At 36.4% G+C, this 24,856-nt stretch carries 26 protein-coding genes and 1 pseudogene; 6 read left to right on the forward strand and 21 right to left on the reverse strand.

The genetic code is table 11. The features are described 5' to 3' along the window. The 6 genes and pseudogenes from D8836_RS02720 to ntdP all read left to right on the forward strand — a co-directional run. A pseudogene (locus tag D8836_RS02720) lies at nt 1–276 on the forward strand (helix-turn-helix domain-containing protein); the annotation flags it as partial. A 5-nt stretch (nt 277–281) separates the two neighbouring features. Beyond that, nucleotides 282–551, forward strand: a complete 270-nt coding sequence (locus D8836_RS02725) for a DUF4177 domain-containing protein (protein ID WP_004261908.1) — start codon at nt 282–284, stop codon at nt 549–551. 49 nt (nt 552–600) lie between these two features. Then, a complete protein-coding gene (locus tag D8836_RS02730; RefSeq protein WP_125393083.1) occupies nt 601–1,140 on the forward strand; it encodes a hypothetical protein in 540 nt (179 codons plus the stop codon). Nucleotides 1,141–2,923: 1,783 nt separating this feature from the next. Next, a complete protein-coding gene (locus D8836_RS02745; RefSeq protein WP_125393085.1) occupies nt 2,924–4,090 on the forward strand; it encodes a tyrosine-type recombinase/integrase in 1,167 nt (388 codons plus the stop codon). A gap of 89 nt (nt 4,091–4,179) precedes the next feature. Then, nucleotides 4,180–4,956 (forward strand): recombination regulator RecX, encoded by a 777-nt coding sequence (recX, locus tag D8836_RS02750; RefSeq protein WP_084887616.1) that lies wholly within the window; start codon nt 4,180–4,182, stop codon nt 4,954–4,956. 88 nt (nt 4,957–5,044) lie between these two features. Beyond that, entirely contained in the window at nt 5,045–5,578 is a 534-nt protein-coding gene (gene ntdP, locus D8836_RS02755) for a nucleoside tri-diphosphate phosphatase (RefSeq protein WP_000775316.1), read from the forward strand. Nucleotides 5,579–5,935: 357 nt separating this feature from the next. Here ntdP and D8836_RS02765 read toward each other — a convergent pair whose 3' ends face one another. The 21 genes from D8836_RS02765 to rpoE form a co-directional block, all read right to left on the reverse strand. Next, entirely contained in the window at nt 5,936–6,670 is a 735-nt protein-coding gene (locus tag D8836_RS02765; protein WP_376738744.1) for an Rgg family transcriptional regulator, read from the reverse strand. 137 nt (nt 6,671–6,807) lie between these two features. Beyond that, nucleotides 6,808–7,575: a class I SAM-dependent methyltransferase gene (locus D8836_RS02775; RefSeq protein WP_125393088.1), complete on the reverse strand. Its 768-nt coding sequence runs from the start codon at nt 7,573–7,575 to the stop codon at nt 6,808–6,810. Nucleotides 7,576–7,973: 398 nt separating this feature from the next. After that, nucleotides 7,974–8,741 carry an epoxyqueuosine reductase QueH gene (locus tag D8836_RS02785; protein WP_020900987.1) on the reverse strand — a complete coding sequence of 256 codons (768 nt, stop codon included), beginning with the start codon at nt 8,739–8,741 and terminating at the stop codon, nt 7,974–7,976. A gap of 137 nt (nt 8,742–8,878) precedes the next feature. Further along, a complete protein-coding gene (gene groL / locus D8836_RS02790) occupies nt 8,879–10,501 on the reverse strand; it encodes a chaperonin GroEL (RefSeq protein WP_125393089.1) in 1,623 nt (540 codons plus the stop codon). A gap of 15 nt (nt 10,502–10,516) precedes the next feature. After that, nucleotides 10,517–10,801 carry a co-chaperone GroES gene (gene groES, locus D8836_RS02795; RefSeq protein WP_125393090.1) on the reverse strand — a complete coding sequence of 95 codons (285 nt, stop codon included), beginning with the start codon at nt 10,799–10,801 and terminating at the stop codon, nt 10,517–10,519. 299 nt (nt 10,802–11,100) lie between these two features. After that, a complete protein-coding gene (locus D8836_RS02800; protein WP_031233157.1) occupies nt 11,101–11,955 on the reverse strand; it encodes a PTS system mannose/fructose/sorbose family transporter subunit IID in 855 nt (284 codons plus the stop codon). Beyond that, nucleotides 11,936–12,778 carry a PTS mannose/fructose/sorbose/N-acetylgalactosamine transporter subunit IIC gene (locus D8836_RS02805; protein WP_078238001.1) on the reverse strand — a complete coding sequence of 281 codons (843 nt, stop codon included), beginning with the start codon at nt 12,776–12,778 and terminating at the stop codon, nt 11,936–11,938. The genes D8836_RS02800 and D8836_RS02805 overlap by 20 nt, the downstream gene beginning before the upstream one ends. 23 nt (nt 12,779–12,801) lie before the next feature. Beyond that, a complete protein-coding gene (locus D8836_RS02810) occupies nt 12,802–13,296 on the reverse strand; it encodes a PTS sugar transporter subunit IIB (RefSeq protein ID WP_020903146.1) in 495 nt (164 codons plus the stop codon). A 26-nt stretch (nt 13,297–13,322) separates the two neighbouring features. Beyond that, entirely contained in the window at nt 13,323–13,760 is a 438-nt protein-coding gene (locus D8836_RS02815; RefSeq protein WP_020903145.1) for a PTS sugar transporter subunit IIA, read from the reverse strand. A gap of 160 nt (nt 13,761–13,920) precedes the next feature. Next, nucleotides 13,921–15,213, reverse strand: coding sequence for an ABC transporter substrate-binding protein (locus D8836_RS02820; RefSeq protein WP_033683130.1), 1,293 nt, complete (start codon nt 15,211–15,213; stop codon nt 13,921–13,923). After that, the gene (locus D8836_RS02825) at nt 15,210–15,893 is read right to left on the reverse strand and encodes a response regulator transcription factor (RefSeq protein ID WP_033683129.1); all 684 of its coding nucleotides are present in this window, start codon (nt 15,891–15,893) and stop codon (nt 15,210–15,212) included. The genes D8836_RS02820 and D8836_RS02825 overlap by 4 nt, the downstream gene beginning before the upstream one ends. Then, complete coding sequence (locus tag D8836_RS02830) at nt 15,868–17,205, reverse strand: sensor histidine kinase (protein WP_125393091.1); 1,338 nt, start codon at nt 17,203–17,205, stop codon at nt 15,868–15,870. Before D8836_RS02830 ends, D8836_RS02825 begins: the two co-directional genes overlap by 26 nt. Next, nucleotides 17,205–18,170: a substrate-binding domain-containing protein gene (locus tag D8836_RS02835; RefSeq protein WP_125393092.1), complete on the reverse strand. Its 966-nt coding sequence runs from the start codon at nt 18,168–18,170 to the stop codon at nt 17,205–17,207. The genes D8836_RS02830 and D8836_RS02835 overlap by 1 nt, the downstream gene beginning before the upstream one ends. A gap of 87 nt (nt 18,171–18,257) precedes the next feature. After that, nucleotides 18,258–18,653 carry a single-stranded DNA-binding protein gene (locus D8836_RS02840; RefSeq protein ID WP_049515925.1) on the reverse strand — a complete coding sequence of 132 codons (396 nt, stop codon included), beginning with the start codon at nt 18,651–18,653 and terminating at the stop codon, nt 18,258–18,260. Between the two features lie 76 nt (nt 18,654–18,729). Next, nucleotides 18,730–19,491 (reverse strand): SDR family NAD(P)-dependent oxidoreductase, encoded by a 762-nt coding sequence (locus D8836_RS02845; protein ID WP_125393093.1) that lies wholly within the window; start codon nt 19,489–19,491, stop codon nt 18,730–18,732. 41 nt (nt 19,492–19,532) lie between these two features. Then, nucleotides 19,533–20,159: a YtpR family tRNA-binding protein gene (gene ytpR, locus D8836_RS02850; RefSeq protein WP_125393094.1), complete on the reverse strand. Its 627-nt coding sequence runs from the start codon at nt 20,157–20,159 to the stop codon at nt 19,533–19,535. 16 nt (nt 20,160–20,175) lie between these two features. Further along, complete coding sequence (locus tag D8836_RS02855; protein ID WP_049499813.1) at nt 20,176–20,493, reverse strand: thioredoxin family protein; 318 nt, start codon at nt 20,491–20,493, stop codon at nt 20,176–20,178. Then, entirely contained in the window at nt 20,490–20,789 is a 300-nt protein-coding gene (locus D8836_RS02860; RefSeq protein WP_125393095.1) for a DUF4651 domain-containing protein, read from the reverse strand. Before D8836_RS02860 ends, D8836_RS02855 begins: the two co-directional genes overlap by 4 nt. A gap of 249 nt (nt 20,790–21,038) precedes the next feature. Further along, nucleotides 21,039–22,115, reverse strand: coding sequence for a PspC-like choline-binding domain-containing protein (locus D8836_RS02865; RefSeq protein WP_185761583.1), 1,077 nt, complete (start codon nt 22,113–22,115; stop codon nt 21,039–21,041). 119 nt (nt 22,116–22,234) lie between these two features. Continuing rightward, the gene (locus D8836_RS02870; RefSeq protein ID WP_125393096.1) at nt 22,235–23,842 is read right to left on the reverse strand and encodes a CTP synthase; all 1,608 of its coding nucleotides are present in this window, start codon (nt 23,840–23,842) and stop codon (nt 22,235–22,237) included. Between the two features lie 236 nt (nt 23,843–24,078). Beyond that, complete coding sequence (rpoE, locus tag D8836_RS02875; protein ID WP_031227756.1) at nt 24,079–24,666, reverse strand: DNA-directed RNA polymerase subunit delta; 588 nt, start codon at nt 24,664–24,666, stop codon at nt 24,079–24,081. Between the last annotated feature and the right edge of the window lie 190 nt (nt 24,667–24,856).

Below are 24,856 nucleotides of genomic sequence, written 5' to 3' on the forward strand. Positions count from 1 at the left end.
CCTAATTATGATTTACTAAAAAAGGTTCAATCAGCATATGAGAACATTGAAAAACATATAAATAATCCTAAAAAATACGAGAATTTCGGCAAAGGCTTAGTGAATTTTAATCAAAGCTACATGCTAACTATAGAAAAATTAATAATAAATGATGCTGAAATTGGTACAAATTTTGCAGATATTTTAATCAACTATATTTCTTTAAATGACTATGATAAAAAAATAGCTTTTGATTTAGTTCAAAAACTATCTGATAGAGACGACGAAAAGGAGTAACCCCCATGGGATTTTTTGACACTGTGAAACAAGAAGGTAGTTTTTCTACTGCATCTGGAGTAAATGGACTACACTACGTTGTCCTTCAGGTAACTTTGAAAGAAAAGTTTTTCGGTACTGGATCAGGAAACCTTACAGAATTAGAAGACGTTATCAATAAACAAGCTTCAAAAGGTTATCGCCTGCATACAATCACAACCGCCAATGGTGGAAGCAAAGGACTGGGTGGTGGTGACCGTATCCAAGCCACAATGGTTTTTGAGAAGATTATATAAAAATCCCCCATCTTTTATCAGAAAAACATCAGCATATAGGAGGCTACTTATGAAAAAATTACTAAGCACATCAGCTATTTTACTTTCTGCTACCGTTCTAGTAGCTTGCTCTAACAATCAATCAGCTACCCAAAATAGCTCGGAGCAACCAAAAACGGAGCAAAAGAATACTACTTCAACAAACACAAAAACCAAAGTAGATAACAGTAAATACGATAATCTAATTTCTGAAATCAAATCAAAATTAGATCCTGAATCAACTGGCGCAATAAGCGTAAAAATTCAAAATAACGTAATCGATTCAGATTCATCCGAACCGCATGATACAATCATGATTTTGCTAACTGGAACGGCTAAAGATAGCGCAAAAGAGACTATGGACGCAATCAATTCAAATTCTGCTACAACTAATCAGCAAAATGCAATTACCGTATTTCGGATGTCTATATCTGAGTTTGCTAAAAAATTACCAGACGACAATACTACTCTTTCCCTTGGATATGAAAAATCTGCTGATCAATACGACTTAATCGCAAAATCTTCAAAACAAAAAGATATTATCCCTGTTGGCGAAATCATCGTACAATAAAAAATCCCCCATATTCGCCAATAGCAACCATCTTTTTATGCTCTATTGTGCAAAAATAGGGGAAATTGAAGAATAGAAAGCCGATTTTACAGACTAAATCGCAAAAAACGGCAAAATTGACAAATAGAAATGACTAATATCTTCTAAACCATCGGCGAAGTCGTGGGCATATATAGAGAGAATTAAAATGAACAAAGAAAATCCATATTTTGAACAAACCAAACAAAACTACATAGAAGTTGAAAAACTCTATAAACTTGGTAAAGCAAAACATACATCTTCTAAATACCGATTTCTTGCACCAGCAGTTAAAAGACAATCTGAACAATTCTTATTTGAAGCTAAGACTCAAAAAAGAAAATATTGGAAATTCAGTCGTGGCTCTCTGATATTCGTAGAGTTCGGTGTAAATATAGGCGGAGAATTATCAAATAATCATTGGGCTATTGTCTTAGACAAAGTAGATAGTCCCTATAAAAAAACACTTACAGTAATTCCTCTAACATCTAAAAATCAAATAGATACTGTACTCATAGACGAAGTCATTGCGGAATATCCTTCTATTTTGCTTGATGAATATATTGAAAAATTACACAAAGAATTATTTGCCTACCTAAAATATTTAGATTCCAATAATGCAATTACTGAAGCTGCCTTATCGGATGTCTACCAAGCTTATACAGAACNATTTTCAAACGAAATAATTCAACCTAAGATAATAGACGATGATAACCTTAAACGGACACAATCAGAAATAAATGACGTTATTGAATTAACTCAATACTACAAAAAATACATTAAGCGTTCTTATGCCAAGTGTAATAACCTTCAAACAATCAGCAAAGATAGAATTTTAAAGAAAAATAGATTAGATCCAATCGGAAAAATGAAAGTATCTGATAACACATTGGACAAAATTAACGAAAAGTTAAAAGAATTATACCTTTTCTAATCTCTTGACATTTTTTAATAATTATATTACAATACAGCTATTAGGAGTTTAGCTCCATAAAGTTTACATTTGGATTTTAGATCCATAACGTGATAGTAGCCGTATTTGATACGGCTACTTTTCTTTTTATATTCTAGTAAACATAACTTAAAATAAAAAACTCCCCCATATTCACCAATAGCAACCCTATTTCTACGGTCTATTGTGCAAAAATGGAGGAAATTGAAGAATAGAAAACCAATTTTACAGACTAAAGTGCAAAAAACGGAAAAATTGACAAATAGAAAGGAGAATCATGGACTACGAAACAACACGGAAGGGACAGTTTTAGGACGAAAAAAGGCGAACTTATTCGCTAATTTGTTTACATATAGCTCCAAATGGATTATAATTTATTTAATCTTAATGAATGGTTGCAGTAGCGACCTACCAAAAGGGGCTTTTAACGAAGCTCCTTTTGTGCATTATTTTGAGGTTTAATCAATGAAACCATTTCTAATTGCTTGCCTGCTGATTGACATCTATTAGACTTTAATCTATAATTAAGTTACTTAGAGGTTTACCCTCATATTTTTAAACTTTGAGCCTCAGCGCTCCAGGGAAGTAGCTTAGTTGTTACTTCCTTTTTATTTTCTAAATAAAACTACTTGTAATATATGGACTTTTTTCAAACCCCATATAAACCCCATATCTGCCTTGTTTTCTATTCTGGTACAATTTATCGTTTGACTGCTTAAAATCGAAAATAAGGGGGTTCTCGTAGCTTCTCGCATGGTATAAACTCAAAACCTTTTCTAATTGCTTGCCTGCTGATGGAAAAGGAGTAAAACCATGAAGATTACAGAATACAAAAAGAAAGATGGATCAGTAGTTTACCGTTCCAGCGTTTATCTTGGTATCGATACCGTAACAGGTAAGAAAGTCAAGACAACTATTTCAGACAGAACCAAGAACAGACTCAAAAGCAAGGCTATCCAAGCCAAGGTAGAGTTTGAAAAAAACGGCTCAACAGTCACAAAAACCGTTAATGTTACCACCTATCAGGAATTGACGAACCTCTGGCTAGAAAATTATTGCCATACAGTCAAACATAGTACCCTCATAGGAGCAAAAAACAACATAAAAAAGTATCTCCTACCAGCCTTTGGAGACTACAAACTAGATAAACTAACACCCCCAATCATTCAGCACCAGGTAAACCAGTGGGCAATAGATTATAACCAACTAGGGAAAGGTTATCAGCAATATAACCAGCTTCATGCCTTAAATAAACGCATATTATCCTATGCCGTTTCCTTGCAAGTCATTGCTTCAAACCCAGCTAGTGATATCATCGTCCCACGGCGCAAACCCAAAGAAGGGCAAAGACTGAAATATATGGATGACGACAATTTGAAAAAATTCTTAGATTATCTAGATCAGTTGCCAAACACTTATAAAAATTTCTCCGATACGGTGTTATATAAGACACTTCTAGCGACTGGTTTGCGTATTCGTGAGTGTCTAGCCTTGAAATGGTCTGATATTGACCTACAAAACGGTAGTATTTCAGTTACCAAGACTTTAAACACCCTCAAGGAAATCACTAGCCCTAAAAGTAAAAGTAGTATTAGAGAAATCGCACTGGATACCAAAACGGTACTCATGCTTCGGCTCTATAAAGCAAGACAATCCCAAATAGGTAGGGAAATAGGGGTAACTTTTGAAAAAGTGTTCTCTGATACCTTTGACAATTATAGAGAAGCTGGAGCGCTCAGATTCAGACTAGAAAAGCATTTAAAACTGGCTGGATGTCCTCGTTTGAGTTTCCACGCTTTCCGACACACCCACGCTAGTCTATTGCTTAATGCTGGCCTGCCTTATAAAGAAATCCAAACACGGCTAGGCCATTCTAAAATTTCAATGACTATGGACATCTATAGTCACCTATCCAAAGACAATAAGAAAAAGGCGACTTCCTTTTATGAAAAAGCCATTGAGAATTTACAAAGTTCCTAAAAAGTTCTTAAAATTCATCATTAAGGGACAAAAAACGGCTATATCAAAGGGTTTCAGCTTTTTCTCACATTTTGAGTTATAATAGAACTATGAAAATCACAAAACTTGAAAAGAAAAAAAGACTCTATCTGATGGAGCTTGATAATGGCGACAAATGCTACATTACTGAAGATACTATTGTTCGCTTCATGTTATCAAGAGATAAGGTGATAAGTGAAGAAGAATTGAAAGAGATTCAGGACTTTGCTCAATTTTCTTACGGTAAGAATCTAGCTCTCTACCACCTATCCTTTAAAGCGCGCACTGAAAAAGAAGTCAGAGAATATCTGAAAAAATACGATATTAATGAAAACGTAGTTTCTCAAGTCATTGCTAATCTTAAAGAAGATAATTGGATTAATGATGGTCAGTACGCTTATGCTATCATCAACGCCAATCAGCTTTCAGGAGACAAGGGACCTTATGTATTGATTCAGAAACTAACACAAAAAGGGGTTCCAAAATCTACTATAGAAGAGAACTTGAAAAAATTTGATTTTTCTGAAGTTGCTCAACGTGTAGCTAATAAACTATTGAAAAAATATGAAGGAAAACTTCCAGCTCGTGCCTTGCAAGATAAGATTATCCAGAATATGACCAACAAGGGTTTTTCCTATTCTGATGCTAAAAGTGCCTTTGACCAGTTGGATAGTCAAGTTGACCAAGAAACGACTCAGGAACTCATCTTCAAGGAACTTGATAAGCAATATGCTAAGTATGCCCGAAAATATGAAGGATACGAACTTAAACAGCGTTTAACTCAAGTTTTAGCACGAAAAGGCTACGATTTTTCGGATATAGCAAGCGCTCTCAGAGAATATCTTTAATATTTTCATGTAAAATTCACAGATTTTAGGTAATTTTATGGTACAATAGTAAACGATAAACTTATAAATTGTAGAAAGTTGGTTAGTTATGAAGCTTCCAAAAGAAGGCGACTTTATTACAATTCAAAGTTATAAGCATGATGGGAGTCTCCACCGAACTTGGCGGGACACCATGGTACTAAAAACAACAGAAAACGCCATTATTGGTGTCAACGATCATACACTGGTTACCGAAAGTGATGGTCGTCGTTGGGTCACTCGAGAACCGGCTATTGTTTACTTTCACAAGAAATATTGGTTTAATATCATTGCCATGATTCGCGATAATGGAATTTCCTACTATTGCAATATGGCTAGCCCCTACTATCTGGATGAAGAAGCACTGAAGTATATTGATTACGATTTGGATGTTAAAATTTTTACAGATGGGGAAAAACGTCTCTTGGACGTTGAGGAGTATGAGCGTCACAAACGCAAAATGAATTATTCTGATGACTTGGACTATATTTTAAAAGAACATGTCAAAATTCTTGTTGATTGGATTAATAATGGACGTGGTCCTTTCTCAGAAGCCTATGTAAACATTTGGTACAAGCGCTATGTAGAACTAAAGAATCGGTAAAGTTGTCAAAGGTCAGGAACAAAATCCTGACCTTGTTTTTTTGGTAGTGTAAAATAAATTGCGTAAACACAAAAAGGAATAAATCCATTATAGCAGAGTTACAACACATTACTAGAAAGAGATTTATGCAGAATTCGTAAAATATATAAAACAAATAGATATACTGTTATTTTTTAATGTCTTTATTCCTTGTAAGTTTACAACAAACTTATATCGTTTCATACAAAAAATACGAAAATGATTAGTATAAAAAATACAGGTCAACTTCGTATCAAAAAAATTTTTTTGTATTTCCACATAGCATCAATCATTTAGTACAATATTTTAAAAACAATATCTCAACAGAGAAAATGCTATTTAATCTACCAACTCATTTAATCGTTTTTGAAAATATAAAGCAATACTTTTAGATTCAATAAACTCAAAATATTTAATAACATTTTTCATTTGCTTAATTCCAGATTCTTTAGATTCTGTCAGGTATATTTTATATCCTTCTACAAATTTGAATGTAGATTTTTCAAAAACTTTTGTGTCATCTTTTAATAATTTCTTTAATTTCATTTTAAAGAAGTCTGCATATATTAGATGTGAATTTTCAAGGCAACAGAACCAAAAATTTAAACAAGCTGACACAACTAAATTTCTATTCTTGCCGATTTTTTCGTAATAATGTGTACGCTCTAGTATTTCTTTTCCGACCCTGTAAATATAATCTATTTCAAAAAGATGATATAAATTACCAATCAGCATTATCTCATAGGACTCCCATCGTTCCTTCTGAAATAAATAGTCATATACTAAATTTAGATCATCTCTACTAACTACATGATTACAATCTATCTGATTTAATAATCCCTGAACCATAATTGTATTTATTTTATGAGTTTTTTCCCCACTCTTCTCAAAAAGTTTTTGTTGCTCATTTTTTATTTCCTCCAATCCTTTAGTATTCAAACTATAAAAATTTGGAGATAAATTAACCAAAAAATCATCAAACTCCGATCTTTTATAATTTTCTAGGTAATTACAAAAATTCTCTATCGAAACATTGATATTTGATAATAATTCAAAAAACGTTGAAAGAGAAATTTCATTTTCTCCTCTTTCAAATCTAGAAAGTTGAGACTTTTATATAGAATCAGCTATAGCAGGCTCTAAAGACTATCCGCTTGATTTTATATTGAAAAGCTTCTCCTTAATTTTTTCACAATTTCATTCCCTTAATTTTACTTTCGAGCAATAAACATACCATATTCTTTAGGAATAATTAACTTACCATTATGAAAATGTACTTCCAATCTTTTACGAATGACTTTTTCTTCTAGCGAACCTATTTCTGAAATTCCTTTAAAGGATTGGATGTATTTAACTAGATCATCTATGCTAGTTACCTGTAACTCATCATCATAGAGTAATGTATCGACAGAGTTAAAATACCTACTCAGGTAGCTTTTACCATTTTGTAAAGTAAAAGTTTTATTTTCCAAATCTTGATTAACCTCATCTTTAAATAAACTTGCCAAATAATCTACAACTCCATTTTCACCAAATGTAGCACAGTAAAAAATTCCGCCTGTTTTTAAGACTCTATTCACCTCAGAGAGAGCTTTAGGAATATCATTCACATGATGTAGAAGCATATTAGCAATAACAATATCAAACGTTTCATCCTCAAAAGAAATCTTTTGAATATCCATTATCTCATAGTTAACATTGTCTCTATTTCCAATCACTGATCTCGTTGTTCTCACCATATCTTTAGAAAAATCTGTAATAACCAACTGCTTCATTTTATCTATAGAATCACTATTACTTTTCCACAGTTCTCCTGTACCACATCCCAATTCTAGAACCTTTACTTCATCAGTGATTTGGTAGTTAGAAAATATCCAATTATTAAATCCCAATTTATTTTTTGAATACTTCTTATGCAATTCTACTCGAATATCAAGATTATCATGACTTTTATATTGTTCAATTACTTTATCAATCATTTTAAATGACCTCCACTCTATAATTTGACATTATATCACAAGAATAAAGATAGTGTTAAATAAGTTGTATAAATGCAAAAAGGAATATTCCGTTATAGCAGAGTTGTAACACATTTCTATAAAGAAATTTATTCCTACGACTCAGTTTGGCATGCTTAACTTCCTAACTCAAAAACAAAGCATCGATTAATTTATCCGTTCTTCTTTTGAAACAGATTTGAACTGATAATTGCTCGTTTTAATTTAAAAAGCTCTTTTGAGCAAAACTTCATTTTTTTAAGAGTCCAAGGCTTGTTGAAGACTCACAAGCCTTGGACTAGAAATTCAAAGATTGGTCCAGCAATTTCTGTCTATCGCTTTTCTACTAGCAAAAAACCTACCTTGAGGCAAGTTTTCATTTATATATCTAATTTTGTAACTGTAAATTTGATATGGGAATAGTCTTTTTCAACATCCTTATCCAGCAAGAAAGCTGTGGCATCTTTCTTAACCTGAACCAAATCAATATTCTGAGCCTGGGCTGCATAGACGCATCCACAATAACATTGACGATAGATATCATACTCTTCACACATCTCCACTGAACGTTTGTAGCCTTGATTTTTCTTAAAATCACTTGGAAGATAGTGGGTTGTATAAATTTTTTGCACATCGATTCCGATGCTGTTGATGGTTTGAGAATTCTTATGAGGACTAATGGTCAAGGCTGAGCCAAAATAATCAAAGCCCAGATCCATAGCCACTTGCGCTGTCTTATCCAGGCGGTAGTCAAAGCAAACCTTACAACGGTCGCCACCTTCTGGCTCTTCTTCCAAACCTCGAACTAGTTTACGATATTCGTTAGGTTCATAAGGAGCTTCTAGGTATTGAACGTTATTGCCAGTTCGCTCATTGAAATCACTGACAAACTTTTTAGTCACATAGGCACGCTTATGGTATTCTGCCTTGGGATGGATATTAGAATTGGCAAAATAGATGGTCACATCTGCATACTTGGTCAAATATTCTAGTGTATAGGTACTACAAGGGGCACAGCAAACATGCATGAGAATAGTTGGCCGCTGCTCATTTTTCTCCCATACTTGTACCATCTTCTGCATGACACGGTCATAATTAATCTTCTGATTGGGGTTCATCTTGCTCAGAATTTCTTCTACATCGATCATGTTCTTCTCCTTTTTCTAGTCTTATTTTATCATATAAGTTAGGAGAGCTCAAATCAATTTAGAAGTGAATATCATAAAAAGGAGGGGTAGGCATTCCCTCCTTTTGTGTTTTTTATAAGTTATTTTCTATAGAAAGCTTACATCATGCCGCCCATCATGCTTGGATCCATTGCTGGAGCCGGAGCTGCTGGTTCTGGTTTATTAGCTACGACTGCTTCCGTAGTCAAAATCAAGCTGGCTACAGATGCTGCGTTTTGTAGGGCTGAACGACTCACTTTAACTGGGTCGATAATCCCTTGATCAATCATGTTAACCCATTCGCCAGTTGCTGCGTTGAAGCCTGTACCAACTTCAGCATTTTTCAAACGATCGATAACGATAGAGCCTTCAAATCCTGCATTGTGGGCGATTTGACGAACAGGTTCTTCCAAAGCACGGAGAACAATATTGCGACCCGTTGCTTCGTCTCCTGTCAATTCCAAATCAGCTACTGCAGGGATAACATTTACAAGGGCTGTTCCACCACCTGCAACGATTCCTTCTTCAACAGCTGCACGAGTAGCGTTGAGGGCATCTTCAATGCGGAGTTTCATTTCTTTCAACTCAGTTTCAGTTGCAGCTCCAACCTTAATAACCGCTACACCACCTGATAATTTGGCCAAGCGTTCTTGCAATTTTTCACGGTCAAACTCAGAAGTTGTGGTTTCGATTTGAGACTTGATAACTGCAACACGGTGAGAAATCGCTTCAGGATTTCCAGAACCTTCTACGATAACCGTGCTATCTTTGTCCACGGTCACTCTAGCTGCTTGACCAAGCGCCTCAATCGTAGCATCTTTCAACTCAAGACCAAGGTCTTCTGTGATAACTGTTCCACCTGTTAAGATGGCAATGTCTTCAAGCATAGCTTTGCGACGGTCACCAAAACCAGGTGCCTTGACTGCTACTACGTTAAAGGTTCCACGAATCTTGTTCAATACAAGGGTTGGAAGAGCTTCGCCATCTACATCATCCGCAATAATCAAGAGTGGACGATTGCTTTGGAGAATACTTTCTAGGAGTGGCAAGATTTCTTGGATATTTGAAATCTTCTTATCAGTAATCAAAATGTATGGATTTTCAAGGTCAGCCACCATTTTTTCGCTATCTGTCACCATATACTGTGAAAGGTAACCACGGTCAAACTGCATTCCTTCCACAACTTCAAGTTCTGTTTCCATACCACGTGACTCTTCAATGGTGATGACTCCGTCTTTACCAACTTTTTCCATGGCTTCAGAAATGTATTCACCGACTTTTTCAGAACGAGAAGATACGGCAGCAACCTGAGCGATAGCTTCTTTATTGGCAACAGGGATGGCGTTGTTTTTCAAGGCTTCAACTGCTGCAGCAACTGCTGTTTCAATCCCACGACGAATACCGATTGGATTTGCACCTGCTGTGACGTTTTTGATGCCTTCACGGACGATTGCTTGAGTCAAGACAGTTGCAGTTGTCGTTCCGTCACCTGCGATATCATTGGTTTTTGAAGCTACTTCTGATACCAATTTGGCACCCATATTTTCAAAATGATCTTCTAATTCAATTTCTTTGGCAATGGTCACACCATCATTGGTAATCAAGGGTGAGCCAAATGATTTTTCCAACACAACGTTACGACCTTTTGGTCCCAAGGTTACTTTAACAGTATCTGCAAGGATATCGACACCACGAACCATAGCTGAACGGGCATCTGATGAAAATTTAATTTCTTTTGACATACTTACTTTCTCCTTCTATTCTTCAATGATAGCCAAGATGTTAGCTTCGCCAACGATGATGTACTTTTCATCGCCGTCTTTGACATCAAGACCTGCGTGAGCTTCAACTAAGACACGATCTCCAGCTTTAACACTTGGAGCAACCAAGTCACCGTTCAAGGTACGAACACCTTGTCCAGTAGCCACAACTTGGGCTGTTTTTGTTTTTTCTTGGGTTGAACCTGCAAGGACAAAGCCTCCAACAGTTTGTTCTTTTTCTTCGATTTTCAAGACCACACGGTCCCCTAATGGTTTCAACATCTGTTTTCCTCCATGATGAAATAGATAGTATTAGCACTCTTTATATCTGAGTGCTAATTTATAGTTCTATTGTATCACTTGGTCAGAAATAGTCAAGAAAAAAGTCTGACTTTCTGAGGATGAATAGATAAATTTCTTTATCCTAATTTTGCACTTTAATAATGTAGAATTTTAACGAACATGATTTATGGAATTAGCATTTTCGTTAATTCTTTTATAAAAAATACCGAAACTCTAAATCCTTATATTACGCATATATAAAAAACAACGATTATAAACCGTTGCTTTTTTACATACTATTAATATTTCAAGCCTGGATTGAAAAATCCTAAGGCTACTCCTACAAGTGCAATAACTACCAATAATAGCATCACCCAATTTGGAGAAACTTTCTTTTTAGCCATCAGCCACCAACATAGAACAATAAAACCTGCTGTTAAAAGACCTGGATAAACACCATCAATCTTTTCTTGTAAGTTTAAAAATGTTTCTCCATCTCCATTTTTCAGCTCTAGCGCCGTAGTGACAGATACCCAAGTTGCTGCAACAGCTCCTATGACCATACCACCAACAACACTAATTGCTTTTCTTAGCGCCTGACCTTTAGGACCTACTAAAAATTCTACTGCTTTATCCCCAAGTTCATATCCTTTAAAATAAGCAAAACGCATTCCAAGATAGACTAATAGATTCCATGCAATAATATAGAATATTGCACCAGAAATATTTCCTCCTTTAGAAAGACCTAGAGCTATCCCCAAAAGAACAGGAATTAATGTTCCTACAATAAGTGAATCTCCAATACCTGCAATAGGCCCCATTAGACCGGCTCGCATTCCATTGATGGTCTCACTATCTACGGCATCTCCATTTGCACGCGCTTCTTCCAAACCAGCTGTTATCCCAACTACTAGAGAACCCAACTGCGGCTCAGTATTAAAGAATGCTGTGTATGTTTGCATAGCTTCTTTTTGTTCTTCCTTAGTATCATACATTTCTTCTACAATTGGAAGCATAGAAGTTAAATATCCAAAAGTTTGCATATGTTCTTGAGAAAAACATGTCAGATGTCCATAGAACCAGTGGTGAAATGATTTTGTCAATGTTTTTCTTGATATTTTTTTTCGACTCATTCTAAATATCCTCCTCTTCATCAAATCCCATATCACTGACAACTGCTGTCGTACGGGCAGATTTAATAACTTCTAATTCATAATAAATTACTGCAAAAATTAATGACACAACACCACTTGCTACTAAGTTCAAGCCTAAAGATTTTGCTAACGTGAACCCGACAAAGAAAGGAATAAAGTCTGTTGTTTTTGTAACAATTTGTTTCAAAAGTATTGCAATACCCACACATGGAAGGAGTGCTCCTACAGTAAATAGAGACTTCATTACAAAACCATCCATCGGAAGATATACTTTCATAAGATCAACCATATCTGGTCCAAATTTTGTAATAATCATTGTTGGTAAGAAAGAAAAGATAAAATGTGAAATCCAAGGATATACCCAATCAACAGCATATAACTTCTTAAAATCACCTTTCTCTACAGCTTTCCATCCAATGTGTTGCCAAAGCAAGTTCATAGTAGCTGTACCATAGAATAAAACAGTTCCAATTGTTCCAACCGCGGCTCCAATTGGCGCTGCTGCTGCTGCAATCGCCACTTCACCTGAAATATTATTTGCATGAACAAATAGGATAGATAACGGAATTCCGATATAAGAAATTGCCCGTACATCGGCCGATACAGTTCCACCAGGTGTCACTAAGGCAATATATAATACCTGTAAAGCCACACCAACGATTACCCCTGTTGTTATATCTCCTAATATTAAACCTACAATTAAACCACCAACTAATGGACGCCCCAAAGTATAGTTACCAATACTGGATCCCCCCATACCTGGCATCGATGCTAAACTTGCAAACAATCCTAAAAGAGCTGCTTGAATCCAAGAAATTTCCATCATTTTGTCTCCTTATTTCATTATTAAAATCCAAATTTTGATTTAAAATCACTCCAATAGCCAATAGATACATCTGGTAATAATTGGAATCTAACTTTATATCCTGCTTTTTCAATTGCTTCTAGTGCAACTGCTTCCTCTTGAGTAATTGATTGATTATTTCCCAACTTGATAGCACCTGGTCTATCGTTAGCAGGTCCTACAATAATCTCTTTAACATCTCCTGGAATAAAGCCCTGGTCTACTAAAATTTCTTTCATATCAATTGGATTCTTAGTAATCAAAAAATATCTACTATCCGATTCTGTTACTTTAGATGATTTTTCTTTAAACGCTTCCTTTGTCCAAACAAATGTTTTTTTATCTGACGCACCTTTATATGCCTGAATTAAAACCTTATTAGATGCAGCAGCATCATTTACTGCAATTAATCCATCACATGGATGTTCTTTTGCCCATCTAGTGACTGTTTGTCCATGAATCATTCTATCGTCAATTCGTACAAATGTTACTACCATAATTTTTTATCCCTTTCCTTATATAACTAAATATCGTCTTCTTCATTAAGATTATCATCCGATCCGACTTCAAATTCCTGTAGAGCTGAGGATGATTCGTTTAATATCGTAGAAACAAGTTCACTTCCAGTCAGAATGTCTTTCATCACCACTGCTGTAAGTGCCATTGTTAAGTTCATACCTCCCAAAATAGTTGCATTCTCTAATTTTCCAAATTCTTCTAATACTGTTGCAACAGTTGTTAAAGGACTTCCCCCAACAATATCTGCTAAAACAAGAACCGAATCATTTTCATCCAGAGATGCAATAACATTCTTGACCTCTACAGAAAAACCTGCAAGACTTTCTCCATCTTTTAAGCCAATTGCTATGACATCATCTACCTTATCCGAAGCAAACATAGAAAGAGATGATTTCAATCCCTCTGCGAGTCCTCCATGACTGACTAATATCAAATACTTCATATTTCCCTCCTTTTATTGATTTCATTCTATCATCCTTATCTTCACTTTATAATTGTTAAATGTCACAAAAGTTTATTGATAAATGTCAATAAAAAAATGACAAATGTCAATAAAGACCTCTGCCATGTTCATATTATTTAAGAAAAAATAATCTTGATATCTATTTAAGGGTTCCTATATCTAGTTCTTTTTGTAACTTAATAAGACTACCTTCAATATCCGTGTTATTTTCATCCATAGATAATGCTTCTAATCTTTCTTCTATTCCAACCAATGATTTTGAATCTATTCCTTTTGAAATAGTTGTAATTGAATTTTTCATTATATAATCCAGTGAAGTAGTCGTTAAGGCATTTTGACCAATCATTCCTTTCTTCATCAACTCTTCACTCTTCAAACTAGTTACTACCTCTGGTAATACTGAGCTTCCTTGACCCTTATTAAATAAATTTTGTTGAATTTCACGATTAATTGTTAAAAATTCTATAAACGATACGGCAAGGTTTGAATTGCGAGCACGCGAAGAAACCACGTATAAGGAAGTATCTGTTACAGTCGAACGAATGTCTTCCTTAGTCGTTGGCAACGAAATACATGTCCAGTTAAAATTTGTATATTTGGCCACATGATAAGGAAAAGGTTTATATGTACGATATTGTGCCAAACTCATTGGATAAAAGGCCACATGTCCTTCATCAAAATCTTTATAGGTTACTTTGTAGCGTCCGTTTAATTGATTCAATCCCCTTATATAGGATAAAGCATCCTTCATTTCTGACGAATCTATACGAGGAATCCCACTCTCAGAAATAGTAACTCCAAAGGCTGCTAGAGATTCTTTCCAACTATATCCTGTTATCCCAAATTGATCAACGATTCCATCTCCATCGGTATCTTTTGTAATTTTTTTACTAATCTCATATAGATCTTTCAGTGTCCACCCTACTTTAGGAATTTCAATGCCCTCTCTTAAAAGTAAATCTTGATTTACACACATCAACATGGGATTGCTTTCATATGGAAGACCGTATAAATCATCTCCGTATTTTGCTGCCTGCAAAGATACATCATAGAAATTAGAGGCATCTTCTTGAGACAGATAGGAATTTAGGTTTTTTAAAATACCTTTTGATGCAAATAAAGATAATTGGTCGCTTGATAATAGAAATACATCCGGTTCAGAACCTTTTAAAATTTGACTTGAAATCCAATTAGAATACTCCTCCTTAGGAATACCTGAATCATATACAATTTTAACCCCTTGATGAAGCTCTTCAAATTTCTTAATAGCCTCATCTAGTACATAGCTGTTATTCCCTGTAGGAATTCCCCAACTAGAATCAGAATAAAAACCCAGTCTAATAATCTTTATCTGCTTATTTTCCCAAATAAGAAATAAACTCAAGCAACTTAACACAAACAGTATCGCTAGAAACAATTGCTTTACTTTCATTTATCCATTTCCTTCGAAAAATTCTTTTGTGTCACACCTGTTTGTACAGCCCATATGGCTAACTGTGTCCTATCTCTCAAATTTAGTTTTGAAAGAATGATAGAAAGGTAATTGCGCACTGTTCCCTCGGATAAAAAAAGATTACTGGCAATTTCCTTATTTGATTCTCCAAATGCCACTTGCTGAATAATTTTCCATTCTGTCAGTGATATATTTTCAATATTCTCTTCCTTCACAGTAATAGAAAAATTGGTCTGTGCCATCTGCGAGAACAATTGAAATACCTTACTAGCTATATTAGGATTAATCATAGCTCCACCTTTATACACTGTCTGAATGGCTTGGTATAACTCGTCTGTTGAAACTCCTTTTAATAAATAGCCAGATGCACCATATTTTAAAGCACTAAAAATAAATTCGTCGTCATCAAATGTTGTTAAGATTATAATTTTTATATTTGGAAAACGTTTTTTGATTTCTTTTGTAGCCAATACTCCGTCCATTCTGGGCATTCTAATATCCATTAAAATTATATCCGGTTTTACGGTCATGATGTTGTCCATAGCTTCAATACCATCACCAACGACGGATACAACATCAATATCAGCATATACTGATAAAATGATCTGCAAGGACTCTCTAATTAACGCCTGATCATCTGCAATCATTACCTTTATCATATACTTCACCTCCTATTTTTGGAAAAACTATTTTAGTGTAAAATCCTTCCCTATTTTCAAAATGAATAGAACCACCTAAAATAGAAACTCGCTCTCTCATTTGTTTCAAGCCATACCCAATTTGTAAGTCGTCAAAACCTATTCCATTATCTTGCAAAACTATTATGTTGTTATCCTCACTCATAAAGTGAATGCTCATTTTACTAGCATGTCCGTGACGAACAGAATTTGTCATAGATTCTTGTATAATCCTAAAAATAGTATCTTCCTGCATAACATCTAAATCAATATTCCCCCATTCATATTTTAGATCGACAGAGAGTTTTGATAGAGACTCATACTCACTAATCATTAATATTAGAGCATCTTTTAAACCATTATTTTGCAAAGCTCCTGGTCTCAGTCTCTGTAATGATCCCCTAACATCTTTTATCCCCTCTCTAACTGCATTTGAAACATTTTTCAACTGTTCTTTAGCACGGATAGGATGAACATCAATTAGTACAGAAACAGCATCAATCCCTGCTGAAATTCCTGTCAATGCATGCCCTAGAGTATCATGAATTTCTCGAGCAATTCTTTTCCTTTCTCGATCTTCAGCGATTTTCTCTGATAACGATATGTAATGATTCAATTCAATGTTGACTCTAGATAACATTTTAAGCTCTTCCTCAATATTATGGTGTTCTTTAATCACGTATAGGATATAAGACAATAAAGAGATGATGAAAATAATAACATTTAATGATGTCAATGCATTTTCTAAAAATAACACTACACCTCGTATGGAAGATGGATAAAATTGGATATAGGTAGCTAGAGATGGAACTTTTATAAATAGTGACAAGATTTCATAGTCTGTTAAAAGTAACATTAAAAAACTCAAGAAAATAAAAATAATCCAAGAACGTTTACTATCAGAGTCTTGAAACTCTCTTGAACTATAGAATATATCAGCAAAAACTAATAATATTATTCCATTGTATGACAGATTTTGTGACCATATAACACCAATCATTAATACTATTTCAAACAAATTCCATTTTGAAAAAATTGGCCATTTTTTCTCAGTTGAATACATTTTATAGGTAGATATAAAAATAATACCGACAAAAAAAATAATTGAATACCAAAAAATCTGGTCAGGTGATTTTGAAATATTATTTAATTCTCCCAATAAGAGTGTCATCTGCCCCTTTGAAATTACATAGTTTGTAATCTGTATATACAAAGCTCCATTGTATATAATGGTTAGAAAATTAATTAATAAAAGTAAAATTATAGAATACTGGACACCTTTTACCTGTTTCATTACTGCCACCCATTAATATCAAACTGAATTATATTATTTTTATCAACAAATTGTACAGGTATAGTATATAATTCTTCAACTTCTTCTTTTTTTACTAATAAATCTATTGTTTCCGATACTTTTCTACCCATATGAGATGGAAATTGAGCAACCGTTCCCGTAACTTCATCTGTTGTAGCTAATAAATGCTTCATATCTGGTGAACCATCTATTCCGTAAATAAGTTTTTTTGAAGTTACTTTCAATTCTTTAATTGCTGCTAAAGCTCCTATAGCTGCTCTATCATTTAAAGCCACTATAGCATCAAATTGTAAACCTTCAGATAACGCATCACCTACAGTAGTCATAGCATACTCTGTTTGACCAACCGTTTCTCTTTCTGAGATAATTTGATAATGTTCTTCTGATTTTATTGTATCCAAAAAACCAGTTATTCTTTGATTAGCTGATAAAGCATCTTTGTGCGTTAACAAAAGAATATGAGCATTTGAGGTACGTTTCATCAAATCCTTGGCAATTAATATCCCAGCATGGTAATTATCAGAAACTATACTCGTATCAACTTTTATATTATTCAACTGACTATCTACTGCTATAACTCTAATTCCAAAATTCTTTGCCCTACTTAACGCTTCTACAATTTGCTCGCTATCACTCTTAACCGGATTAATAACAATAACATTCACTCGCTTCTCTATAAACTCATCAATTTGTTTACTCTGTTTTTCTTCACTCATCTCTGCGTCCCGAGTATACAATATCTGACCTTCTGAATCAGAATAGCGTTGAATCTCATTATGTAAATGTCTATAAAATTCACTATTCATCGTCATATAAGTCGCTCCAACTTTTATTTGTCCCGGAATAGGATCTGTCTGACTCACATGAGTATAAATCGCAAAAACAAATACGACTACTGTACAAAATATAATTTTGACGATTGTTCTTGTATAATCTCTACTCATTTCAACCTCCAAAAAGTTTCAACTAGTTCATTGTAACACATTTAGACAGTATAAAAAAGCCTGAGACCAACTCAGACTTTTTAATGTTTAAAATGGCAATTCTTCCTCTTCCAAGACCAAATCCGCCAAATCTTGGCCTGCATTATTTTCACGCATGGCACGTTGAGCACGACTTTCCAAGAGTTGGAATCCTGTGGCAAGTACTTCAGTCACATAGTTCATCTGGCCATTTTTCTCAAAGCGACGAGTACGCAATTCCCCATCAACGGAAATGAGACTACCTTTAGTTGCGTAGCTTGCCAAGCTTTCTGCTAGTCTGCCCCAAAGGACCATATTGACAAAATCAGCTTCACGTTCGCCATTTTGGTCTTTGTAACGACGGTTGACAGCGATAGTTGCTCGCGCTACCGACTTGTCATTGTTGGTTTTGTGCAATTCTGGTGTAGACGTCAAACGCCCAATCAAGATAACTTTATTATACATATTTTTTCCTCCTACTTATCTATTCGTAGGAAATCAAAAAAAGTTACAGAAATTTGTAACTTTTCGAGAAAATTTTTTACTTTTTATGAACCATAAATCCTGTCGCCTGTTGATTGGCCATAATGGTCATATCTGTAATCTGAACACGACGAGGTTGACTGGTCACATAGACTACTGTGTCGGCGATGTCCGGTGCCTGCAAGGCTTCGATTCCCTGATAAACCGTCGCAGCCCGCTCTTTGTCACCATGAAAACGCACTGTAGAAAAATCTGTTTCGACAATTCCAGGCTGAATGGTCGTCACCTTGATATCCGTTGCAATGGTATCAATTCGCAGACCATCTGAAAAGGTCTTAACTGCTGCCTTGGTAGCTGAATAAACTGCTGCACCTGCATAGGCGTAGATTCCTGCGGTTGACCCCATGTTGATGATATGTCCTTGATTGGCTTTTACCATTGTTGGCAAGAAACAGCGAGTGACTGCCATCAAACCTTTGACATTGGTATCCAACATAGTTAACATATCCAACTCTTCATAGTCTTGATAAGGTGCTAAACCTAGAGCCAGTCCGGCATTGTTGACCAGAATATCAATCTGACCTATCGTTTCTAGAATACTGGAGCAAACAGTCTTCACCATAGTCATATCCGTGACATCTAGTGGAAAGGTCCAGACGGTTTGATTTGGAAAGACTTCTGCAAACTCCGACTTAAGAGCTTCTAGTCTATCTGTCCGTCGTCCTGTTAGAACGACATTCTCACCCTGCTCCAGATAAGCACGCGCAATCGCTTCACCGATTCCTGATGTCGCACCTGTAATCACTATATTTTTTGCCATCTTATTTCCTTCTAGCTGGTCTATCAGATACTAACAACTTCTTAAGCAGTCCAGTGTTTAGCTGGATCAAATGGAGTTCCAACAACTTGGTCTTCTGATAATTCAATAATACCACGTTTTTGAGGAGCATTTGGCAGATGCAATTCACGAGGGCTACACATCATGCCAAAACTCTTTTCACCACGAAGTTCACCTGGGAAAATGAGGTTTCCTTTTGACATCATTGCTCCAGGAAGGGCTACAATGGTTTTCAGACCGACACGCGCATTGGGAGCTCCTGCAACGATTTGTACAGTCTTATCACTTGCGACTGCAACTTGGCAGATGTTGAGGTGGTCACTATCTGGATGGGCTACCATCTCGACAATTTCACCAACAACAAACTTAGGTTCCTTGTCATTAACAATTTCCTCTTCAAAAGCTTCCGTTTGTAATTCTTGGTTCAAACGAGCGACTTGCTCATCTGTCAAAAAGACTTGACCGCGCTCTGCAATTTCAAACAAACTTGAAACTTCGAAAATATTCCACGCCACTGTTTCCCCATTATCTTTGCGGAAAACACGAGCTACCTTGCCTTTGCGCTCCACATCTAGTTTAGCATCTCCGCTATTTTTCACGATGACCATAAGGACATCACCGACATGTTCTTTGTTATATGTAAAAATCATTGTTTCCTTTTTTCTCCTATTTCAGTCCTGCTAAAAAGTCGTTAATTTGTTGCTTGCTTTTACGGTCGCGATTGACAAAACGGCCAATTTCCTTGTCCTTTTCTAGAACAACAAGGCTAGGGATTCCATAAACATCCCAGAGTTTGGCCAAATCCATATACTGATCTCTATCCACTCGAATAAAGGTAAACTCTGGATTGCTCTCCTCAATTTCTGGCAAGGCAGGATAGATATATCGACAATCACCACACCAGTCCGCCACAAAAAGAAAGACCTTCTTTCCATCTTTTTCTACTAAAGATGCTAATTCTTCTAAACTTGCTGGTTGTATCATAAGACTTCCTCCTCATAGACCAGATCTTCATTTTCATAGACAAAGGTGTAATGACGGCCATCCTCAAAAATGACGCCACCAACCAAGTTCTCTAGACTGCTTTCATAGACTTGAACATAGAGGGTCGCAATTTCCCCCATGTCTGAAAAATGGTCTCGTACAATCGCTGTCAACTCTTCCTGAGTCTTCATGAGCTTACGGTCATCTGTAACTTTTTTCGTAGCAAGGGCAAGGCTCCCAATACCAAGCAGAGCCAGACCTGCCATCCACATTTTTTTAGCTTTCATACCATTCATTTTAACACAAAAAAAGCTTTAGGACAAATGAGGAAACAGCAAAAAAGCAAGTAAAAAGCCTCTTCCTTTAAGGAAAAGGGCTTCTTATACTCAATGAAAATCAAAGAGCAAACTAGGAAGCTAGCCGCAGATTGCTCAAAGCAGTGCTTTGAGGTTATAGATAGAACTGACGAAGTCAGCTCAAAACACTGTTTTGAGGCTGTGGATGAAGCTGACGTGGTTTGAAGAGATTTTCGAAAAGTATTATTCTTATTGCCAGGCACCTGAGTTGCCAACGTAGTAACCATCAGGTGTGTAGGTATTGCGAAGCATCTTACCTGATGAAGCTAGATAATACCACTTGCCATTATCTTTGACCCAATCACTCGCTAGCATGGCACCAGAAGAACTTACATAATACCATTCTCCCTTGTCATAAACCCAAGTGCTTGCTTTCATGGCTCCTGAAGTTGATAAATAGTACCACTTGCCTTGATCGTAAAGCCAATCACTAGCAATCATGGCTCCTGATGATTTAAAGGCATACCAGTTGCCACCTTGATAAAGCCAAGTTTGACTGAACATGACTCCTTTATCATTCATAAAGTACCAAGCTCCTTTGTCATAAACCCAATCCTTCTGCACTAATTGACCTTGTTTTTGATAGTACCAGTTTTGGTTTGATTTTAGCCAACTTTCTGCTTTTACAATCGGATAAAGTTCTTTGAAAGATCCTCCATCATCATATTTATGACTGATAGATTTTAGTTTTTCTAGTTTCAACTCGTCATTGTCATAATTTGCCCAAGCAAAAACTTTTTGACCATTGACAGTCTCTGGTAAGGTAGCAGTGTAAGTCTTGGTTTGATAATCCCATTTAGCATCGAGGTAGGTGTATTGATTATTTGATTCTTCAATACGATAGTAGCCTCTCTTTCCACTATCATTATGAATATCATCCACAACTTTCGTTGACCAGGTCTTCACTTCGTTTCCGCTCTTAGCTTTGACCTTGATATCTCCTCTATAGCCATATGGAACATAGAAATTCAGGTAACGCCCTTCTATACCAATCATAGACTTGTCCTTTTCTTGACCTAGAAAATTGACTGTCTGATCTTGACCATCGAGACTAACAGTCCACTCGATTTTCTCGGTTTTTGGCAAATCCAAGACTTTGATATCCACTTCATGACCGTTGTTAAACCGAAGAATCTTGCCATCTTGATACTGTACTCCACACTTAACAACCCATTCTTCTTTAAGCTCAAATGCCTGCCCTGAATGTGGAAAAGCCAGTAAAGCTAGACCAGCTAGAGACAAACCAAATAATGTGATTTTTTTCATCGTAGATCCTCCTTAGGATTTTTTATGTTAATTATATCACTATGTTGTTATTTTGCAACTCATATCCTAAATATGCAAGCAAAAAACCTCTGAGATTGTTCTCAAAGGTTATAATCTAGCTAATTGCTGTTCTCAACTGCTGCAGTGACAAAGGCAGTGTAGAGTTCTTCTGGGCGGTTTGGACGACTTGAAAGTTCAGGGTGATACTGACACGCTACAAAGAATTTATTTTCAGGAATTTCCACGATTTCTACCAAGCGATTGTCTGGAGAAACTCCTGAAAAGACAAAGCCTGCTGCCTCAAACTGCTCACGGAAGGCATTATTAAACTCATAGCGGTGACGGTGACGGCGTTGCACCACTTCTTGATTGTGATAAGCAACTGCTGCCTTAGAGCCACGTTTCAACTTAGACGGGTAAAGTCCCAAGCGAAGGGTTCCCCCCATATCCTCAACGTCAATCTGATCACGCATGATATCAATGATAGGGTATTTTGTTTCTGGTGCAAGCTCTGCAGAATTGGCACCTTCAAGCCCTAAAACGTGACGAGCAAACTCGATACAAGTCAACTGCATTCCCAAGCAGACTCCCAACATTGGAACATCCTTTTCACGCGCATAGCGAATGGCTTGGATTTTCCCTTCCGTGCCACGCTGGCCAAAACCACCTGGTACGATGATTCCGTCCGCATCAGACAAGAGCTCTGCCACATTCTCTGCTGTCACATCATTGGCATTAATCCAATTGATTTTAACTTCTGCGTCATTGGCATAACCAGAGTGTTTCAAGGCTTCAACCACAGAAATGTAGGCATCTTGCAACTCCACATACTTACCAACAAGGGAAATTTTAACTTGTTTCTTAAGGTTCATGACCTTGTCCACCATGGCTGACCATTCTGTCATATCCGCTGCTGGTGCGTCTAATTTCAAGTGGTCACAGACAATTTGGTCCATACCTTGAGCCTGCAAGTTCAATGGAATTTGGTAAAGGTGTTCAACATCCAACGATTCGATAACGGCTTCTGGTGCCACATCACAGAACTGGGCTAGTTTGTTTTTAATTCCTTGGCCAGCTGGCTCTTCTGTACGAATAACCAACATATTTGGTTGGATTCCCAATCCACGCAATTCTTTTACAGAGTGTTGAGTTGGTTTGGTTTTCATTTCACCAGCAGCCTTGAGGTAAGGAAGCAAGGTTGTATGGATGTACATAACATTATCCGCCCCCACATCTGCCTTCATCTGACGAAGAGCCTCTAGGAATGGCAAGGACTCGATATCTCCTACTGTTCCACCAACCTCTGTGATAATGACATCAGAGTCGGTCGTTAGAGCGGCACGCTTGATTTTCTCTTTCAAAGCATCTGTGATATGAGGAATGACTTGAACAGTTGCCCCAAGGTATTCTCCACGGCGTTCCTTACGAAGAACTTCACTGTAAATTTTCCCAGTTGTCACGTTGGAATATTTATTGAGATTGATATCGATGAAACGTTCATAGTGACCCAAGTCCAAATCTGTCTCAGCCCCATCATCTGTCACAAAGACTTCTCCGTGCTGGTAAGGACTCATAGTTCCCGGATCGATATTGATATAAGGGTCAAACTTTTGAATGGTTACTTTGAGACCACGATTTTTCAAGAGACGACCCAGACTCGCTGCGACAATCCCTTTCCCAATAGACGATACCACACCACCAGTTACAAAAATATATTTCGTAGACATAGATTCCTCTTTCTAAAATGCTCAAGGCCTTGTTGACTACGAGGGGACATAGGAAACAAGACCCTACTAATAAGAATAATCTGGGACGACTGCACCAGATTCACAACTAAAATACAAGAAGATAACTTCTTAAAAAAACAAAAATAGCTCCCTAAGAACTAGGGAGCCCCGACCTCTAAAAGAGGTGCCCGAACAATATGATACCTAAAAATAGGACAATTGTCAATAGCTAACTTTTATTCCTCGATGTTTTCAGAATCATCGTCTGAAAACTCATCGTCTTCTTCGTTGAGATCCACGTCTTCTCCCAAGTCATCTGGGGCGATTTCGTTGATTTCTGCATCGTAAGCTTCCACTTCATTTTTCTCATCATCTGGATTTTCATCATCGTATGAAAGAGCTGGATCTGCTTCGTATGCATCTTCATCTTCTGGATCATCTGCATTGTAGTCAATGGCATCTGAATCACCATCCATGAAGGCATTGACACGTTTTTTCTTAGCTTTTGGTGCTACTTCATCGTCGTCATTTTCCTCAAGAGCAATGATTTCTTCGTCGATTTCGTCCACACCATACCATGAACGAAGACCCCATTTGTTGTCTCCAAGTGAGATGAAGCTACCGTCAAAGTTCAACTCTGTGTAGAACAAAGGCAAAGCTTCACGGATATCGCTGTTTGATGTTCCAAGGTAGTTTTGAATTTCGTTTACAAGATCGCTAAAATGCATCTCATGATCGCGACCACGAAGTTCCAAGATAGCACGCGCTACCTCAATCATAGATAGTTCACTTTTTTCTTGCCCAGCAAATACTTCTAATTCCAAAGCGTTTCTCCTCATTTATACTACTATCGCCAGAGTGAACACACTCTGACCTCATTTTATCATTTACTCTTTATTTTACGATAATTTTGCAGAATAGTCAAAGGTTAAGAAAAATAAAGGTGAAATATTTCAGCTAATTGAAAGACCTGTGTAACATGACCACAGGTATATTGATTTATTTATAACTCAA

Source organism: Streptococcus mitis (genome assembly GCF_003942995.1).
Classification (GTDB): domain Bacteria; phylum Bacillota; class Bacilli; order Lactobacillales; family Streptococcaceae; genus Streptococcus; species Streptococcus mitis_CV.

Excerpts from the sequence above, each read along its gene's own strand:
- D8836_RS02725 (WP_004261908.1), top strand. The coding sequence starts at position 282 with ATGGGATTTTTTGACACTGTGAAACAAGAAGGTAGTTTTTCTACTGCA.
- D8836_RS02730 (WP_125393083.1), top strand. The coding sequence starts at position 601 with ATGAAAAAATTACTAAGCACATCAGCTATTTTACTTTCTGCTACCGTT.
- D8836_RS02745 (WP_125393085.1), top strand. The coding sequence starts at position 2,924 with ATGAAGATTACAGAATACAAAAAGAAAGATGGATCAGTAGTTTACCGT.
- recX (WP_084887616.1), top strand. The coding sequence starts at position 4,180 with ATGAAAATCACAAAACTTGAAAAGAAAAAAAGACTCTATCTGATGGAG.
- ntdP (WP_000775316.1), top strand. The coding sequence starts at position 5,045 with ATGAAGCTTCCAAAAGAAGGCGACTTTATTACAATTCAAAGTTATAAG.
- D8836_RS02775 (WP_125393088.1), bottom strand. The coding sequence starts at position 7,575 with ATGATTGATAAAGTAATTGAACAATATAAAAGTCATGATAATCTTGAT.
- D8836_RS02785 (WP_020900987.1), bottom strand. The coding sequence starts at position 8,741 with ATGATCGATGTAGAAGAAATTCTGAGCAAGATGAACCCCAATCAGAAG.
- groL (WP_125393089.1), bottom strand. The coding sequence starts at position 10,501 with ATGTCAAAAGAAATTAAATTTTCATCAGATGCCCGTTCAGCTATGGTT.
- groES (WP_125393090.1), bottom strand. The coding sequence starts at position 10,801 with ATGTTGAAACCATTAGGGGACCGTGTGGTCTTGAAAATCGAAGAAAAA.
- D8836_RS02800 (WP_031233157.1), bottom strand. The coding sequence starts at position 11,955 with ATGAAGAGGAGGATATTTAGAATGAGTCGAAAAAAAATATCAAGAAAA.
- D8836_RS02805 (WP_078238001.1), bottom strand. The coding sequence starts at position 12,778 with ATGGAAATTTCTTGGATTCAAGCAGCTCTTTTAGGATTGTTTGCAAGT.
- D8836_RS02810 (WP_020903146.1), bottom strand. The coding sequence starts at position 13,296 with ATGGTAGTAACATTTGTACGAATTGACGATAGAATGATTCATGGACAA.
- D8836_RS02815 (WP_020903145.1), bottom strand. The coding sequence starts at position 13,760 with ATGAAGTATTTGATATTAGTCAGTCATGGAGGACTCGCAGAGGGATTG.
- D8836_RS02820 (WP_033683130.1), bottom strand. The coding sequence starts at position 15,213 with ATGAAAGTAAAGCAATTGTTTCTAGCGATACTGTTTGTGTTAAGTTGC.
- D8836_RS02825 (WP_033683129.1), bottom strand. The coding sequence starts at position 15,893 with ATGATAAAGGTAATGATTGCAGATGATCAGGCGTTAATTAGAGAGTCC.
- D8836_RS02830 (WP_125393091.1), bottom strand. The coding sequence starts at position 17,205 with ATGAAACAGGTAAAAGGTGTCCAGTATTCTATAATTTTACTTTTATTA.
- D8836_RS02835 (WP_125393092.1), bottom strand. The coding sequence starts at position 18,170 with ATGAGTAGAGATTATACAAGAACAATCGTCAAAATTATATTTTGTACA.
- D8836_RS02840 (WP_049515925.1), bottom strand. The coding sequence starts at position 18,653 with ATGTATAATAAAGTTATCTTGATTGGGCGTTTGACGTCTACACCAGAA.
- D8836_RS02845 (WP_125393093.1), bottom strand. The coding sequence starts at position 19,491 with ATGGCAAAAAATATAGTGATTACAGGTGCGACATCAGGAATCGGTGAA.
- ytpR (WP_125393094.1), bottom strand. The coding sequence starts at position 20,159 with ATGATTTTTACATATAACAAAGAACATGTCGGTGATGTCCTTATGGTC.
- D8836_RS02855 (WP_049499813.1), bottom strand. The coding sequence starts at position 20,493 with ATGATACAACCAGCAAGTTTAGAAGAATTAGCATCTTTAGTAGAAAAA.
- D8836_RS02860 (WP_125393095.1), bottom strand. The coding sequence starts at position 20,789 with ATGAATGGTATGAAAGCTAAAAAAATGTGGATGGCAGGTCTGGCTCTG.
- D8836_RS02865 (WP_185761583.1), bottom strand. The coding sequence starts at position 22,115 with ATGAAAAAAATCACATTATTTGGTTTGTCTCTAGCTGGTCTAGCTTTA.
- D8836_RS02870 (WP_125393096.1), bottom strand. The coding sequence starts at position 23,842 with ATGTCTACGAAATATATTTTTGTAACTGGTGGTGTGGTATCGTCTATT.